The 16,112-nt window shown below is 70.9% G+C and carries 11 protein-coding genes; 7 read left to right on the forward strand and 4 right to left on the reverse strand.

What is annotated here, in order from left to right; genetic code table 11:
* On the reverse strand, positions 1 to 1,529 hold a 1,529-nt coding region (locus ABRP24_RS06380; RefSeq protein ID WP_371836729.1), incomplete at its 3' end, for a hypothetical protein.
* Positions 1,530 to 1,643: 114 nt separating this feature from the next.
* On the opposite strand from ABRP24_RS06380, the gene ABRP24_RS06385 reads away from it, so the two are divergent.
* Entirely contained in the window at positions 1,644 to 2,783 is a 1,140-nt protein-coding gene (locus ABRP24_RS06385) for a methyltransferase (protein WP_349847205.1), read from the forward strand.
* A gap of 12 nt (positions 2,784 to 2,795) precedes the next feature.
* Here the strand turns inward: ABRP24_RS06385 and ABRP24_RS06390 are convergent, their stop codons facing one another.
* The 3 genes from ABRP24_RS06390 to ABRP24_RS06400 form a co-directional block, all read right to left on the reverse strand.
* Positions 2,796 to 5,246: a M60 family metallopeptidase gene (locus ABRP24_RS06390; RefSeq protein WP_349847203.1), complete on the reverse strand. Its 2,451-nt coding sequence runs from the start codon at positions 5,244 to 5,246 to the stop codon at positions 2,796 to 2,798.
* 91 nt (positions 5,247 to 5,337) lie between these two features.
* Entirely contained in the window at positions 5,338 to 6,168 is an 831-nt protein-coding gene (locus tag ABRP24_RS06395; RefSeq protein ID WP_349847201.1) for an aldo/keto reductase, read from the reverse strand.
* A gap of 73 nt (positions 6,169 to 6,241) precedes the next feature.
* Positions 6,242 to 6,661: a hypothetical protein gene (locus ABRP24_RS06400; protein WP_027464885.1), complete on the reverse strand. Its 420-nt coding sequence runs from the start codon at positions 6,659 to 6,661 to the stop codon at positions 6,242 to 6,244.
* Between the two features lie 238 nt (positions 6,662 to 6,899).
* On the opposite strand from ABRP24_RS06400, the gene ABRP24_RS06405 reads away from it, so the two are divergent.
* The 6 genes from ABRP24_RS06405 (at position 6,900) to ABRP24_RS06430 (ending at position 16,110) form a co-directional block, all read left to right on the forward strand.
* Positions 6,900 to 9,596, forward strand: coding sequence for a glycoside hydrolase family 2 protein (locus tag ABRP24_RS06405; protein ID WP_349847198.1), 2,697 nt, complete (start codon positions 6,900 to 6,902; stop codon positions 9,594 to 9,596).
* Between the two features lie 111 nt (positions 9,597 to 9,707).
* Entirely contained in the window at positions 9,708 to 11,300 is a 1,593-nt protein-coding gene (locus ABRP24_RS06410; protein WP_349847196.1) for a sugar transferase, read from the forward strand.
* Positions 11,301 to 11,451: 151 nt separating this feature from the next.
* Positions 11,452 to 11,736, forward strand: coding sequence for a twin-arginine translocase TatA/TatE family subunit (gene tatA / locus ABRP24_RS06415; RefSeq protein WP_027464884.1), 285 nt, complete (start codon positions 11,452 to 11,454; stop codon positions 11,734 to 11,736).
* A 104-nt stretch (positions 11,737 to 11,840) separates the two neighbouring features.
* Positions 11,841 to 13,259, forward strand: a complete 1,419-nt coding sequence (locus ABRP24_RS06420; protein ID WP_081827212.1) for an MFS transporter — start codon at positions 11,841 to 11,843, stop codon at positions 13,257 to 13,259.
* A gap of 53 nt (positions 13,260 to 13,312) precedes the next feature.
* The gene (locus tag ABRP24_RS06425; protein ID WP_081827211.1) at positions 13,313 to 15,481 is read left to right on the forward strand and encodes an ATP-dependent Clp protease ATP-binding subunit; all 2,169 of its coding nucleotides are present in this window, start codon (positions 13,313 to 13,315) and stop codon (positions 15,479 to 15,481) included.
* Between the two features lie 74 nt (positions 15,482 to 15,555).
* Entirely contained in the window at positions 15,556 to 16,110 is a 555-nt protein-coding gene (locus tag ABRP24_RS06430; RefSeq protein WP_349847193.1) for a DUF2231 domain-containing protein, read from the forward strand.
* Positions 16,111 to 16,112 lie beyond the last annotated feature (2 nt).

Raw genomic sequence — 16,112 nt, forward strand, 5'->3', positions numbered from 1 at the left:
GCGAGGTCACGCGATGCGGTGTCCTCGTCGGCGGCGAACGCGATGTCGCGCATGACCGAGGTGCGGCCGTCCGCGGTGGTCTGGGTGAAGGTGAGCTCGTAGCCCTTGGCACTGGTGAGGTCGGCGTCCGCCTTCCACGTGCCGACGCCGGAGCGTGAGCCGGTGACCTCGGCGCTGAACACCTGGTGGCCGTCCTGGTCCGTGGCGGTGACGGTTGCGCCGGCCTCGGCCTTGCCGGAGAACGTGCGGGCACCGGGCTCGTAGGTGTTGTCGTCGGCGATGCCGTCGACCTGCAGGAGGCGGGGGAGGTGCACGCGCTCGGACATCCCGCTGAAGTCGCGGCCGTCGAAGACCAGGTTGACCATGTCGAGCTGCTTGCCGGTCGCGGCGGCGGCGATCGTGTAGCTCCACACTGCATCGGCGCTGGTGGCGCGCCCGACCACGCGGTCGCCGTCGAGGATCCAGAGCCCAGGAGCGTCGTCGTGCTCCCCGACCACCTGGACGCGTCCGTCCGGGTAGACGAACACGGACCGGAGGGACGGCGTGGAGGCAGCCGGGTCGATCGGCAGCTGCTCGAGTGCGACGGGCACGCGGGCCGACGAGGTGCCGTCGGCAGCGCGTGCGACGACGTAGACCGTGGAGCCGACGCGGTCCTGCGGGAGTCGTGCGCCGTAGCCGGTCTCGCCGATGTGGGCGTCGGCGATGGTGGTGCCGGCTTCGTCCTGCACGACGACCGAGTCCACGTCCTTCGCGACGGAACCCGCCACGACGAACGACCCGTCGAGGACGCGCCCCTTCTGCACGACCGTCGGCGCCTGCGGCGCATCGGACTCGGCGGGGGAGAACGTGAGGCCGCGGAGCTCGTTCGTCTGACCACTCGGCGTGGTCTGCGTCAGGGTGATGACGTGGGTCGTGTCCGAGAGGTCGGCGTCGGCGCTCCAGTTGCCGACACCGGACCGGGCGCCGGTGGCCTCGGTGGTGAACAGCGTCGCACCCGTGGTGGTGTCCTTCGCGGTGATGGTCGCGCCGGCGGTCGCGGTGCCGGTGAAGGTCTGCTTGCCCGGCGTGAAGGTGTTCTCGTCCTGCAGGCCGGCGACGGTGATCGTCCACGGCATCGGGATGCGCTCGGTCCGGGTCTGGGTGCCGTCCTCCGCGGTGTGCACGCGGATGACCTCGAGCCCGACGTCCTTGTGTCGATCCTGGACGGTCAGCGCCATGATGCCGCCCGGAGTCGAGTAGTCGTAGACGGTGTCGCCACCGACGAGCCACACGCCGTCGCCACCGGCGTCCCCGACGACGGTCCGGGCTCCGTGCAGGGTGCTCCAGTCATTGAGGAAGCGGGGCGCTCCGAGCGACGGGTCGACGGCGATGGCGTCGAGGTCGGAGGTGCCGTCGATCGTGTCGGTCGACGCCGCGGGGGACGCGGCTGGCGCTGCCGTCGCGATGCCGGGCGTCAGCAGGCCGACGCTGAGGGATGCGGTGACGATCCCGCAGACCAACGCAGTGGTGCGGAAGGGGGAGGGTGCCATGTGGGCTCCTTGTAAATGGGGAACCAGTAGCATATTCATATGTGATATGTGAAATTGATGGTATGCCGGGTGTGATGGAAACGGCCGTCCCAGTGGCCCCGGTACGCTGACGCGGTGCCAGACTTCGCCGACCGCTTCCGCCGCGACCCCGACGACGAGCCGGACCTCATCGCCCTCGACGGCACGGACCGCTTCATGCTCGACGAGGCACCGCACGTCCACGGGGACGCGGTCCGAGCCCCGGGGGCCGTCGTCGTGGTCGACGACGTCCGCGGGTTCCTGACGCTCGGCCTCATCGCCCTGCACGGCGCCGCGAACGTCCGGGTGGTGCAGGACTCCCTGGTCGGGCAGCGCGCGCTGCAGGCCAACGCCGGAACGTTCGGCCTGCGCGGGTTCCACCACCCCGACAGCTTCGAGGACGCCTTCCGTGACGCCCGACTCGTGCTGCTCCGGCTGACGAAGTCGCACGACCGCCTCGACGAGATCGCCCGCGCGGTCGCCCGCTTCGCCGCCCCGGACGTCGTGCTGCTCGCGGGTGGGCGGACCAAGTTCATGACGCTGTCGCAGAACGACGTGCTCCGGCGGTCGTTCGGCGACGTCGTGGCGTCACGGGGGCGCGCGAAGTCCCGGCTGCTCGTCGCGCAGGACCCGCTGACCGCCGCTGCGAACCGTGCCGCCATCACGTCGCCGTGGCCGAAGCAGGTGCACCTGGACGAACTCGGGATCACGATCGCGGCTCACGGTGGGGTCTTCGCCGGAGCGTCGCTCGACCTCGGTACGCGCGTGCTGATCGAGGCGATGGACGCCGCGGTGCCGACCGCCCGCGTCGCCGTCGACCTGGGCAGCGGCAACGGCGTCATCGCGACCGAGATCGCTCGTCGGCGTCCGGCGATCCGGGTCATCGCGACGGACGTGTCATCAGCAGCGGTGCGGAGCACACGGATGACGGCGGACCTCAACGGCGTCGGCGACCGGGTCACCACCGTGCGGAGCGACGCGGGTGACGAACTCGACGAGGGCTCGGCGCAGCTGGTGCTGTGCAACCCGCCGTTCCACGCGGACACCACGGTGAGCACCGACGCGGCCGAGGCGATGTTCCGGAACGCGGCCACGATCCTCCAGTCCGGGGGCGAACTGTGGTGCGTCTGGAACTCGCACCTGCGCTACCGGCCGGTGCTCGAGAAGGCCGTCGGGCCGACCCGTCAGGTGGTGCGGACCGACCGCTTCACGGTGACGGCGTCGCGACGACCCTGAGCACCGCGCCGTTCAGCTCGTGACTCGTGTGGCCGCACCGTCGGCCGTCCCGGTGACGGTGTACCGGAGGCCGCTCGTCCCGGCCATGGCATCGACCGAGACGTGGACGGCCGGTGTCCAGCGGATGAGCGTCCCCCCTGGCAGATCCGACGCCCCGTCCGAGATGCGAGCCGTCAGCACCGAGTCCGATCCACTCAGGACGCCGTCGTGCAGGTCGAGTGCCGGGACCCGGCCCCACTCGCCACCAGGGCGTTGCACCTCGGCGACGAGGTCGGTCTGCCCCGGTGCGAAGGTGGTGCCGGCGGGAGCGGAGAAGACCGCTTCCGCGGACAGGACGGAGACGTCGCGTACGGTCATGAGCCGAGCCTCGACCGGGGTGGCGGTGCCCCGGACGAGCGTCGCCGGCGCGCCGGGCGTCGCCAGCACGGGGTCGCCGCCGAGTGGCACGAAGCGCCCGTCGACGATGCGGAAGCGCTGCACGGCCGCCGCGTCCGCCGGCTGCAGGACGCTGTCCGTCCAGAGCTCGAGGCGTGTCCTGGCCTCGGCATGGCGGACCACCAGGATCTGCCCGTCGCGGTACTCCTGGTCGAAGCTCGCTGCGAGGGCATGGGCGTTCTGGTTGCCGTTGACGGACCAGGCGCCCACCTGCTCGGCGTCATCGGCGCTGCGCAGCTCGAAGCCCACGTACTCCCTGGCTCCCCACGAGGAGTGCGCGGCGTAGGTGGTCTCCGCGTACAGCCGGAGGACGCCGTCCATCGGGTCGGTTGCCAGGCGCATGACCGGACGGTCGGCCAGCCCCTCGAAGAGCAGTTCGTTGCCGGCGAGGACGGTGGTGGACCGGGACAGCACCTCGCGGATACCGAGGCCGTTCCGGAGCGCGACCAAGAGCGTGCCGGGACCGGGTGCTCTCGCCTGCAGGGCCTGTCCCGTGACCTCCGACGTACCGCGACCATCGGTGTTGCCGAGGTCGGCGAGGACGGGGGCACTGGCCAGCCTGGGTTGACCGACGACGACGGTGGGCTCGTCCCCGGTCACACGCCCGACGGGCACGACGTAGGGTCCGACCTCGTGATCGACCTTGAGGTCGGCCGAGTTCCGGTTCTCCCAGATCGCGGTGTCCAGCGGGGGAAGGTCGGCCAGGGCGGACGCGGTGTCCTCGGTCAGGGGGAAGCCCCACTGTTCGAAGAACGGGCGGAGATCACGATCGGCGACCTGGCCCGCGGTGCGGGCGAACAGCTGACGTTTCGAGTTGCCGTTGTCCGGGGTGCTGACCTCGCCGAGCGCGAGACCGGTGCGCAGCGCCTGGTTGAGGCGCGGGTAGAACGTCTCGCCGAACCCGCGTCGGAGTTGGTCGAACATGAGGATCTGCACCCACCCGCCCGGGGTGTCGAAGTTCCGATCGGCGACCGGCTTCGCGAAGAACGCGGCGACGTCGGCGGTGTTCTGGTGGTCGAGCCGGTTCTCCCCGCTGATGGCGAACTGGACGTCCAGCACGGAGGCGTTCACCATGACCTCGCCCATGCCCGACCAGTTGTAGGCGGATGGCTGGTAGGTGTGGCCGACCTCGTGCCAGAAGCCCCACATGTCGTCGGGGTCGCCCGCCATGAGTTCCGAGGCGGCTCCCGTGTTCGCCTGCATGGTGATCCGGTCGTGCCCGGCGCTCGCGTAGCCCCCGCCGCCGGTGTCCGGCGTCGTGATGTGGAGCCGCTGTGGCGACTTCCGCGCGAGCCCAACGGCGTTGTCGAGCAGCCCGACGTGGTCGTTGGTGAGCTCGACCACGCGGTCCCACAACTCGACACGGCTGGTGATGTCCTCCGGGATCCGGTAGTACAACCGCGGCGCTGCCTCGGCGAACGTCCGCTGGCCGATGAAGGTGGTGAACGGAGCATCCGGGCGAGCCACACGCGCCGCGGTGAACTCCTCGTTCGACGTCTGCCCGAGCACGAACACCGGCAGGGCCGTGCCGCCCTGCACCGTGACGTCGTGCGAGCCGGAGACGGACCGGTCGATCAGGTAGACGAGCCCGTCGACGGGGGCGGTGACGGTGGTGGTCGTGCCCGGCGAGACCGGGAAGGTCTTGATGCCGACGTTCGAGCCCTCGTTGTACGCCGCGTAGTTGCCCCAGAGGCCGATGCCGACCTGCATCGCCGGAGCGTCATCGGGCACGGCCACGCGGACCTCGGTGCCCTTCGCGGCGAACCGGGATGCCGGCTGCAGGTTACTGTGCCGGTAACTCCGTCCTTCTCGCACCCGCTCGGTCTCGGCGTCGCCCTGACCCCACACGCGGACCGTGGTGGTGGAGTCGTCGGTCGCGTGGACCACGGAGGCCTGCTGTCCGGCGCCCGAGCCGGACGCGGCGTCGGATCCCCCTGGAGTGCCGGAGACCAGAGCCGCCCCGAGCACGGCACTCGTGGTGACGAGCATCACAATGGCGGTCTGGGCAGCTCGGATTCCTAATCGCATGCAATTAATATATCAGATACTCATCGGAGACCAGCGGAACGACGAAGGGCGACCGCGCAGATGCGCAGTCGCCCTTCGTCGTTCCGCCGGATCAGGCAGGCACGTAGTCGAACGTGTCGGGGTCGGGGCCCGTGCGGTGCCCCTTGTCGAGGGCGGTGATGTCCGTCATGTCCTCGTCCGAGAGCTCGAAGTCGAAGATCGCGAAGTTCTCCTCGACGCGGGCGCGCGTGACCGACTTCGGGAACACGATGTCGCCGCGCTGGATGTGCCAGCGGAGGACGACCTGGGCCGGGGACTTGCCGACCGACGTGGCGACGCGGGTGATGGTCTCGTCATCGAGGACGAGGCCCTGCGCGATCGGGGACCAGGCCTCGGTCGCGATGCCGAGCTCGCGGTTCACGGCGCGGAGTTCGTCCTGCGCGAGGTACGGGTGCACCTCGATCTGGTTCACCGACGGCGGGACGTCGGTCTCGGCGCGCAGGCGGTGCAGGTGGTGCGCCTGGAAGTTCGAGACACCGATCGAGCGGGCGGTGCCGGCGTGGTACAGCTCCTCGAGGGCCTTCCACGTCGGGACGAAGTCCGAGACGGTGGGCAGCGGCCAGTGGATGAGGAACAGGTCGGTGTAGCCGCCGAGCAGGTCGGCCGACTTCTTGCCGTTCTCCAGCGCCGCGGCCGGGTCGTGGAAGCCGTTGTTCAGCTTCGAGGTGACGAAGATCTCGGAACGGTCGATGCCGGACTCGGCGATCGCCTCGCCGACCTCCTTCTCGTTGCCGTACATCTCGGCGGTGTCGATGTGGCGGTAGCCGACCTCGAGCGCGGCCAGTGTGGCGGCCTTCGTCTCGGAGGGGTCGATCTGGAAGACACCGAAGCCGAGCTGCGGGATGGTCTTGCCGTCGTTCAGGGTGATGTTCGGAACGGTCATGGTGTCATGCAACCAAATGCCCCTCAGCGCCCATTCCGCCAACACCCAGGAACGGCGACCCCGGGCGCGCCGTTCAGGCGAGCGCAGCCGTGATGTACGCCTGCAGGGCCTGCCCGTACGCGATCGCCGGCACCTCGGACGCGAAGCTCCGGTCGGCCCCGCCGATCGTCGCCGTCACGGTGAAGACCACGCGACCGCCGACCTGCACCCGGGTCAGTCCGATGAACGAAGGCCCGAGGAGTTCGCGGAGCTGGTCCTCGCGGGGCAGCCAGAGCGACTCGGTGGCGGTGACCGAGTCGAGCGCCCACTCGGTGGTGCCGTTGAAGCCGAGGATCGTGCCGGTCGGGGAGTCGTGCCGCTCGACGGTCATCTCCGACACCGTGTAGACGTCGTCGTCGATGCCGGGCTTGTCGATCACGAACCGGTCCCCGGTCTCGGGGTGCCAGCGGAGGCCGGCGTCACGGAGGGACCTGGCGAGTTCGACGGTGATCACGTTCCCACCTTGCCCGCGCGACCCGCCCCTGTCACCACCTAGGTTGCCGAAAGCATCCCGTACTAGCATCGCCGAGCACCCCTCGCGCGAGCGCAACCCGTTCGCGCGCGCGACGTGACGACGCCCGGGCAACCGGTGCCGAGCCTCCAGGCCGTGGGAACCGGCCGTGGGTCGGACCGCCGGTCGGCGTCCCCGACCGAGGCTGACGGACACCCTGCCGCCGAAGAGAAGGACCCGCATGACCCTCGAACGCGAGGAACTCCGCGACGACTGGACAGTGACCCTGGCCGGGGGAACCGGCGCGCCGGACGGTGTCGCGGGCCGTGCCATCCCGGCGACGGTGCCTGGCCAGGTGCACACCGACCTGGAGCGGGAGGGCCTGCTGCCGGACCCGACGTTCCACCTGAACGAGCAGCCCGCCAAGTGGGTCGGTCGCGCCGACTGGGCCTACCGCCGCACGGTCGACGTCGACCCGCGGGGCCACGAGCGCGTCGACCTGGTCTGCGACGGCCTGGACACGGTCGCGGAGCTCAGCCTGGACGGCGTCGTCGTGGGCACGACCCGCAACATGCACCGTCGCTACCGGTTCGACGCCCGGGTGCAGACGGGATCCGGCGGCACCACGAAGGACCTCGAGATCCTGTTCGAGTCGCCCTACCGCGAGGCCGGCCGGGTCGCCGCGAAGGCCGGCAGCATGCCCGGTCCGTACGACGAGCCGTTCCCGTACATCCGCAAGATGGCGTCGAACTTCGGCTGGGACTGGGGGCTGACGGCGGTCACGAGCGGCCCCTGGCGGCCGGTCGCGATCGAGCGTTGGTCGACTGCGCGCCTGCGCGAGGTCCGCCCGCTCGTCGACGTCGAGGCCGGCGAGGGCGTGCTCGATGCGCACATCACCGTCGAGCGCTCGGGCATGAACGACCTGGACCAGGACGGCGAGGACGACGACCTCGTGCTCGTCGTCACCGTCAGCGGCGAGACAGAGGACGGCGGCACCACACGCCAGCGGTCCCGCGCGCAGCTGACCCCGAAGGACGACGAGACGGTCGTCACCGTGCGCGTCCCCGAGGCGCGGCGCTGGTGGCCGCGCGGCTACGGCGCGCAGCCGCAGTACGACGTCGTGGTCGAGCTGCAGACCGTCGACGGCGAGGTGCTCGACCGCGACATGTTCCGCACCGGGTTCCGGTCGACCCGCATCGAGACCCAGGTCGACGGCATCGGCCGACCCTTCGCGGTACACGTCAACGGCACGCTCATCGACGTCCGGGGCGTCAACTGGATCCCCGACGACGTCATCGTCTCGCGCGTCGATCGCGCCCGACTCGAGTCCCGGCTGGGTGCCGCGGCCTCGCTCGGCACGAACCTCGTGCGCGTCTGGGGCGGCGGAGTGTACGAATCGCGCGACTTCTACGAGGTCTGCGACGAACTCGGTCTGCTGGTCTGGCAGGACTTCCCGTTCGCGTGCTCGGCCTACCCCGAGGTCGAGCCGATCCGCAGCGAGGTCATCGCCGAGGCACGTGACAACGTCGCCCGACTCGCCCGCCACCCCTCGCTGGTGGTCTGGAACGGCAACAACGAGAACATCTGGCTGCACGACGCCGACGGCTGGGGTACGGAGCTGGGCGACCGGGGCTGGGGACTCGACTACTACCTCGACCTGCTGCCGACCATCGTCGACGCCGTCGACCCGTCGCGCTTCTACACGGTCGCGTCGCCGTGGTCCGGCTCCGAGTCGCTGCCCGCGAACGAGGTCGACCACGAGACGCACCATTCGTGGGACGTCTGGAACCGGCTGCCCGACACGGCCTACCGCGATTCGGTGCCCCGGTTCGTGTCCGAGTTCGGCTGGCAGGCGCCGCCCGCCTGGCGCACGCTGCGCGAGGCGGTCACGGACTCGCCGCTCCGGGTCGACTCTCCCGGTGTGGTCCACCACCAGAAGGCCGCCGACGGGATGGCCAAGCTGGCACGCGGTCTCGAGCCGCGCTTCGGCGCGGTCGACCCGGCCGCGTTCGACGCGTGGCACTACCTGACGCAGCTCCAGCAGGCGCGGGCGATCGCGACCGGCATCGAGCACTGGCGCACGCACTGGCCGCGCAACACCGGTGTCGTGGTGTGGCAGCTGAACGACCTGTGGCCGGTGTCGTCGTGGTCGGCGATCGATTCGGCGGGGCGGCTGAAGCCGCTGGCGCACGAGCTGCGCCGCCTGTACGACGACGTGCTGCTGACGATCCGTCCGGTGTCGACGGTGTCGGTGACGCCGGGTGCGGCGGGTGCCGCAGGTGCCGCTGGTGCGTCGGGTGCGGAGCGGACTGGAGGCCCGGATCACCCGGGTGGGTCGCCTGCGGTCGGCGAGACGGCCGACCTGGGCGAGCTCGCGGACACGCTCTCGCTGGGTGTCTCGCCCGGCGCGTTCGGGTCCTCGCCCGTCGAGGTGGCCGTCCGGTCGACCCGCACCGGGCACGACAGTGTGGTGCGGGTGCGCCGGATCACCACGGCCGGCACGATCCTGGCCGAGGTGTCACTGCCGGTCCGGTTGTCCGGCGCCGGCGCCGGCGTCGCGGTGGTGTCGCTGCCCGAGTCGGTCGGTGTCGTCGACGACCCGGCGAACGAGCTCATCGTCGCGGACATGGACTGGCGCCGTGCGGTCTGGACCCCCGGCCCCGACGCTGCCATCCGTTGGGAGCCCGCCCGCTACCGGACCTCGTTCGCGGTGGTCGACGGCGGTCTGGACCTGACGGTCGAGGCCGACTCGCTCGTGCGCGACCTGCTGGTGCAGCCGGACCGGGTCGCGGCCGGCGGCACGGTCGACCGTGGGTTCATGACGCTGCTGCCCGGAGAGCGGGTGGTGTTCCGGCTCGGCGGTGTAATCGAAGCGGATGTGCCGGCGCTGCGGTCGGAGCCGGTCCTCTGGAGTCTGGACCGCGCCCTCGCTCGTTGATATGCAGAACAGCACGGTGATATATTTGAGATTGCGCCGCTCGTTGTCGTGACCTGAGCGACTCCGGCGTCCGATCGACCTCCTCGTCGACCGGTCGACAGGAGGTCCCACATGTCGCTCGCCATGCGCCCAACCACCGGAGCGGTGCCGACCGTGCTGCACTCGACCGTGCTGCCCCCGACCGTGCTGCCCCCAAGCGTGCCGCACCCGAGCGGGCTGCACCCGAGCGTCCCCGTGTCCTCCCCTGCCTGGGCTGCCGGGGCCACGGCGTCGCACCGCACGGTCGCTCCGGCGGGGGCTCGCCGGGGGTTCGTCCCCGCGGTGGCGCTGCTCGACCTCGTGCTGCTGCTCGCCGCTTTCGTCATCGCCCACGTCGTGCGGTTCCCCTGGGAACTCGCGTCCGTCCGACCACGGTCCGGCTGGTTCGAGTTCGTCGTGGCCCCCGCCATCGTCGTGGTCTGGATGCTCCTGCTCTCGGTGTTCCGCACCCGCGACCCCCGGATCGCCGGCATCGGCGGCGACGAGTACCGCCGCCTCGTCACCGCGAGCCTCATCGCGGTCGCCGGTGTCGCGGTCGTGGCGTACGCAGCGCAGCTCGACCTGGCTCGCGGGTACGTCGCGATCGCGTTCCCGTTGGGCCTCGCGTTCCTGGCGCTCGGCCGCAAGGGTGTCCGGACAGTGCTCGCCCGCAGCCGCGCCAGGGGTGAGCACCTGCAGGACGTCCTGATCGTCGGCGACGCCGAGGACGTCCGCTACGTGGGCGCGCGGATCGCCGCCGCACCGAGTGCCGGCTACCGAGTGCGTGCCGTCGTGACGGACTGTGCTCCGGTCGGGGCCGAGGTCGACCTGGGGGCGGCCACGGCTCCGGTCGTCGGCGGCATCGAGGACGTGCTCGTGCACGCCCGGGCCGAGGGCGTCTCGGCCGTCGTCGTCGCGGGTGCCGTCCGCGGTGGGCACGCGCGCCTCCGTCGACTCGGGTGGCAGCTCGAGGAGCACGGCGTCGAGCTCGTCGTGTCCTCTCCCCTGGCCGACATCGCCGCCGGGCGGGTGCACGAGCGTCCCGTGGACGGGTTGCCGCTGATGCACGTCGAGACGCCCGACTACCGTCGCCGCGCGGGCAAGCGGGCGCTCGACGTCGTCGGCGCCGCGTTCGGCCTGGCGCTGCTCTCCCCGGTCCTCGCCGTGGTCGCGCTGGCGATCCGCGCCGACGACGGCGGGCCGGTCTTCTTCCGGCAGGTCCGCGTCGGTCGCGGTGGTGCGGAGTTCCCGATCCTGAAGTTCCGGACCATGTGCGTCGACGCCGAGGCGCGCATGGCTGCCCTGCAGTCCGAGAACGAGGGCGCCGGTCCGCTGTTCAAGATGAAGGACGACCCGCGGGTGACCCGGGTCGGTGCGTTCCTGCGACGGACCTCGCTCGACGAACTGCCGCAGCTGTGGAACGTGCTCACCGGTTCGATGAGCCTGGTCGGCCCTCGGCCTGCCCTGCCGCGCGAGGTCGCGCTGTACGAGGACTTCGCGGACCGCCGACTCCTCGTGACCCCGGGGATCACGGGCCTGTGGCAGGTCAGCGGCCGCTCGGACCTCGACTGGGCCGAAGGGGTCCGGCTCGACCTGCACTACGTCGAGAACTGGTCGTTCCTGCACGACCTCGTGATCCTCGCCCGCACCGTCCCGTCGGTGCTGCGGTCCCGCGGCGCGTACTGAGCGCTGCGCCTCCCTGTACGAACGGTGTCCGTTCCGGTGCCCGGCCTGGGCATCCAGGGGCGGGGGAGTTACGATGGATGCACACGGACTTCCGCCGCGTGGGTCGTTGACGATCACCGGACGGCGACCAGTTCCACAACAAGGAGTCATGATGCTCGGAAACCTCGGCGGCATTCACCTGCTGATCATCCTCGGGATCGTCATCCTGCTGTTCGGCGCGACCAAGCTCCCGGCGCTGGCGAAGGGCCTCGGCCAGTCGATCAACATCTTCAAGAAGGAGATGTCCGACGACGAGAAGAAGGCCCAGGCCAACGGCACGGCGCCGGACGGCACGGTGCACAACAGCACCGTCCAGAACGCTCCCGCCGAGCCCGCCGCCGGTCCGGTCCTGAACCCGGGGCCGAGCGCGCAGCCGAACACCGACTCCCGGCGGTAGGACACCCAGCCCCGTCCTGTCGGCAGCCCCCGCGACCACATCGGTCGCGGGGGCTTCGTCGTGCGGGATCGACCGCCGGGCACCCCGTGCCGCAGGATGAGCACATGACCGCTCCCGTTCCCGTCCCGGCCCCCGTGCCGCACGGAGTCGCGCCGCTCCGGGACGACCGGCGGATCGTGCTGGTGGTGGCGATCCTGGCGTCGTTCGTCGTCGGGCTCGACTCGAGCGTCGTGAACGTCGCGCTCCCCGCGATCCGGCAGGAGCTCGGCGGCGGACTCGTCGTGCAGCAGTGGGTCGTCGACGCGTACCTGGTCACCCTCGGCTCGCTCATCCTGGTCGCCGGCAGCCTGTCCGACCTGTTCGGCCGGGTCCGGATCATCACGTGGGGGCTCGTGGTCTTCGGGATCGCGTCCGTGGTGTGCGCCATCGCCCCGACCGGCGAGGTGCTCATCGTCGCGCGGGCGCTGCAGGGCGTCGGCGGGGCACTCGTCATGCCGAGCGCACTCGCCCTCATCGTCGCGGCGTTCCGCGGGGCGGCGCAGGCGAAGGCGATCGGCACGTGGACGGCGTGGTCGAGCGCGGCCACGATCCTCGGCCCCGTGGTCGGCGGGTTGGTGGTCGACGGCATCGGGTGGCGGTGGGTCTTCGTGCTCACCGCGGTGCCGATCGCCGTCACGATCCCGCTGGTCCTGCGCATCACCGGTGACGTGCACCCGGCGGTGCGCCCACGCATCGACGTCGTCGGGGCCGTGCTCGCCGTGGTCGGGGTCGGCGGTGTCGTGCTGGGCCTCATCGAACAGGAGCGGCTGGGGTGGGGTGCGCCCGTGGTGGTCGGCGCGCTCGTGCTCGGTGCGGCCGCACTCGTGGCCTTCGTGCCGTGGGAACTGCGGGTGACCCGGACGACGGGGTCGCCGCTCGTCCCGCTCGAGTTGTTCCGGGCGCGGAACTTCACGGTCGGCAACCTCGCGACCCTGTCGATCTACGGCGCGCTCGGCATGGTGTTCTTCGTCGTCACGCTGTTCCTGCAGGAGGTCTGGCGGTACCCGGCCTGGCTCGCCGGACTCGCGACGCTGCCGCCGACGATCATGCTGCTCGCGCTGTCCACCGCCGTGGGGTCCGCGGCGGGTCGGTTCGGCCCGCGGTGGTTCATGGCCGCCGGGCCGGCCGTGGGCGCGGTCGGGGCGCTCCTGCTGCTGCTCGCCGGCGACGACCCGACCGGTTACTGGTGGTCGGTGTTCCCCGGTCTGGTGCTGATCGGCGTGGGCATCGCCCTGATGGTCACACCCCTGACGAGCGCGGTGCTCGGGTCGGTGCCGCAGTCCGAGGCCGGGTCGGGTTCGGCCGTGAACAACGCGGTCGCTCGGATCGCCGGCCTCGTCACGGTGGCACTGGCCGGTGTGGTGCTCGGCGGCGAGGTGAGCGTCGACGGGCTGCACCGGGCCATGGTGGTGATGGCGCTCCTGCTGGCGGCCGGTGCCGTCGTCAGCGCCGTCGGGATCCGGAATGTCCCCGACCGCACGTAAGTTGAGTGGAGTAGACTCAACTCCAGGACCACCGCAACGAAAGGACGGAACGCATGGCGAACCTCCAGGGCGCTCCTGACTCCCAAGAACGACAGAAGACCGCCCTCGAGCAGTACGGCATCGACCTCACGGCGATCGCCCGCAGCGGCAAGCTCGACCCCGTGATCGGCCGCGACTCCGAGATCCGACGCGTCTCCCAGGTGCTGACGCGCCGCACCAAGAACAACCCCGTGCTCATCGGCGAGCCCGGCGTCGGCAAGACCGCCGTCGTCGAGGGGCTCGCGCAGCGCATCGTCGCCGGTGACGTCGCCGACTCCCTCAAGGACAAGCGACTCATCTCGCTCGACATCTCCGCCCTGATCGCCGGCGCCAAGTACCGCGGCGAGTTCGAGGAGCGGCTCAAGGCCGTGCTCAAGGAGATCAACGACTCCGACGGGCAGGTCATCACGTTCATCGACGAGCTGCACACCCTGATGGGTGCCGGGGGCGGCGAGGGCTCCGTCGCGGCGTCGAACATGCTCAAGCCGATGCTCGCCCGCGGTGAGCTCCGGCTCATCGGCGCGACGACCCTCGACGAGTACCGCGAGTACATCGAGAAGGACGCCGCGCTCGAGCGTCGCTTCCAGCAGGTCTACGTGGGTGAGCCCAGCGTCGAGGACGCCGTGGCGATCCTCCGCGGGCTCAAGGAGCGCTACGAGGCACACCACAAGGTGACGATCAACGACTCCGCACTGGTCGCGGCCGCGAGCCTGTCGAACCGGTACATCTCCGGCCGCCAGCTGCCCGACAAGGCCATCGACCTGATCGACGAGGCCGCGAGCCGACTCCGCATGGAGATCGACTCCAGCCCGGTCGAGATCGACGAGCTCAAGCGGAACGTCGACCGTCTGCGGGTCGAGGAGTTCGCGCTCAAGCAGGAGAAGGACGACGCCTCGAAGGCCCGCCTCGAGACCCTGCGCAACGAGCTGCACACGCGCGAGGAACGGCTGGCCGAGCTCGAGCAGCGCTGGCAGGCCGAGCGCGCGAGCCTGAACCGCATCGGTGAGCTCAAGCAGCAGCTCGACGACCTGAACATGCGGTCGCAGCGAGCCCAGCGCGAGGCCGACTACGAACTCGTCTCCCGACTGGAGTACGGCGAGAAGCCCCGCATCGAGGCCGAGCTCGCCGCCGCCGAACAGGCCGAGAGCGCCGACCGGATGGTGAACGACAGCGTCACCGACGAGGACATCGCCGCGGTCATCGCGCAGTGGACGGGCATCCCGCTCGGCCGACTGCTGCAGGGTGAGACCGAGAAGCTCCTGCACCTCGAGAGCGAGCTCGGCCGCCGCATCATCGGGCAGCGCACCGCCGTGACCACCGTGTCCGAGGCCGTCCGTCGCACCCGCGCCGGCATCTCCGACCCGGACCGCCCGACCGGTTCGTTCCTGTTCCTCGGCCCGACCGGCGTCGGCAAGACCGAGCTGGCCAAGGCGCTCGCCGAGTTCCTGTTCGACGACGAGAAGGCCCTCGTCCGCATCGACATGAGCGAGTACGGCGAGAAGCACTCCGTGGCCCGCCTGATCGGTGCCCCGCCCGGGTACGTCGGGTACGAGGCCGGTGGGCAGCTCACCGAGGCGGTCCGCCGCCGTCCGTACTCGGTGATCCTGCTCGACGAGATCGAGAAGGCCCACCCCGAGGTGTTCGATGTGTTGCTGCAGGTGCTCGACGACGGGCGACTGACCGACGGCCAGGGGCGCACGGTCGACTTCCGGAACACGATCCTGGTGCTGACGTCGAACCTGGGGTCGCAGTTCATGACCGACCTGTCCCTGAGCGACGTGCAGCGGGAAGAGGCGGTCCGTGAGCTCGTGCAGCAGGCGTTCCGGCCGGAGTTCATCAACCGTCTCGACGACATCGTGGTGTTCCAGGCCCTGACGGCCGACGACCTCGGGCAGATCGTGTCGCTCTACGTCGACCGGCTGGCCCGCCGTCTGACCGACCGTCGGCTCGAGCTCGCCGTCACCCCCGAGGCGCGCGGCTGGCTGGCGGAGCGCGGGTACGACCCGCTGTACGGCGCTCGGCCCCTGCGTCGCCTGATGCAGCGGCAGATCGACGACCGGTTGGCACGCGCCATCCTGTCCGGTGACGTCCGCGACGGCGACACCGTGCGGGTGGACGTCGCCGCCGACGGCGACGGCCTGACGGTCGAGCCCTTCGAGCTGGCCGAGATCGTCGAGGAGTAGCCAACCGAGACGGACGGGAGGCCCGTCACCGGTTCCTGGGACCGGTGGCGGGCCGGTCGTCTACCGTCCACGGCATGCCTGAGATCCGCGCGATCCGTCGCCTCACCGACGCCGTCGAGCACGCAAGCGTGCTCGACAAGGCCGTCGACATCGACCGTGCCGTCGTGAACGCCCTCGCCAAGCCGAAGGCCCTGCGCCAGCTGCTGCACGGCGTGCCGTTCGGCCACCCGATCCACCCGCTCATGGTGCAGGTGCCCCTCGGTGCCTGGATCTCCGCCGCGGTCCTCGACCTGGTCGGCGGGAAGGGCAACGCGAAGGCCGCCAAGACCCTGGTCGGCGTCGGGGTCGTCTCGGCGAGCAGCGCCTCGGTCGCCGGCTACGTCGACTGGTCGGAGCTGAACCGCGAGCAGCTCCGCACCGGATGGGTGCACCAGGCCGTGAACTGGACCGGTCTGTCGTTGTACGGGCTGTCGTGGCTGCAGCGGAAGCGCGGCAACCACGGCGCCGGCAAGATGCTCGGCTTCGCGGGTCTCGCCGTCGTCAGTGTCGGCGGGTACCTCGGTGGGCACCTTTCCTACCGACAGCGTGCCGGCGTCAGCGAACACGGCGAGGTGCCGTTCGACGCCTGATC

This window comes from Curtobacterium sp. WHRI 8282 (assembly GCF_040223925.2).
Classification (GTDB): Bacteria; Actinomycetota; Actinomycetes; order Actinomycetales; family Microbacteriaceae; genus Curtobacterium; species Curtobacterium flaccumfaciens.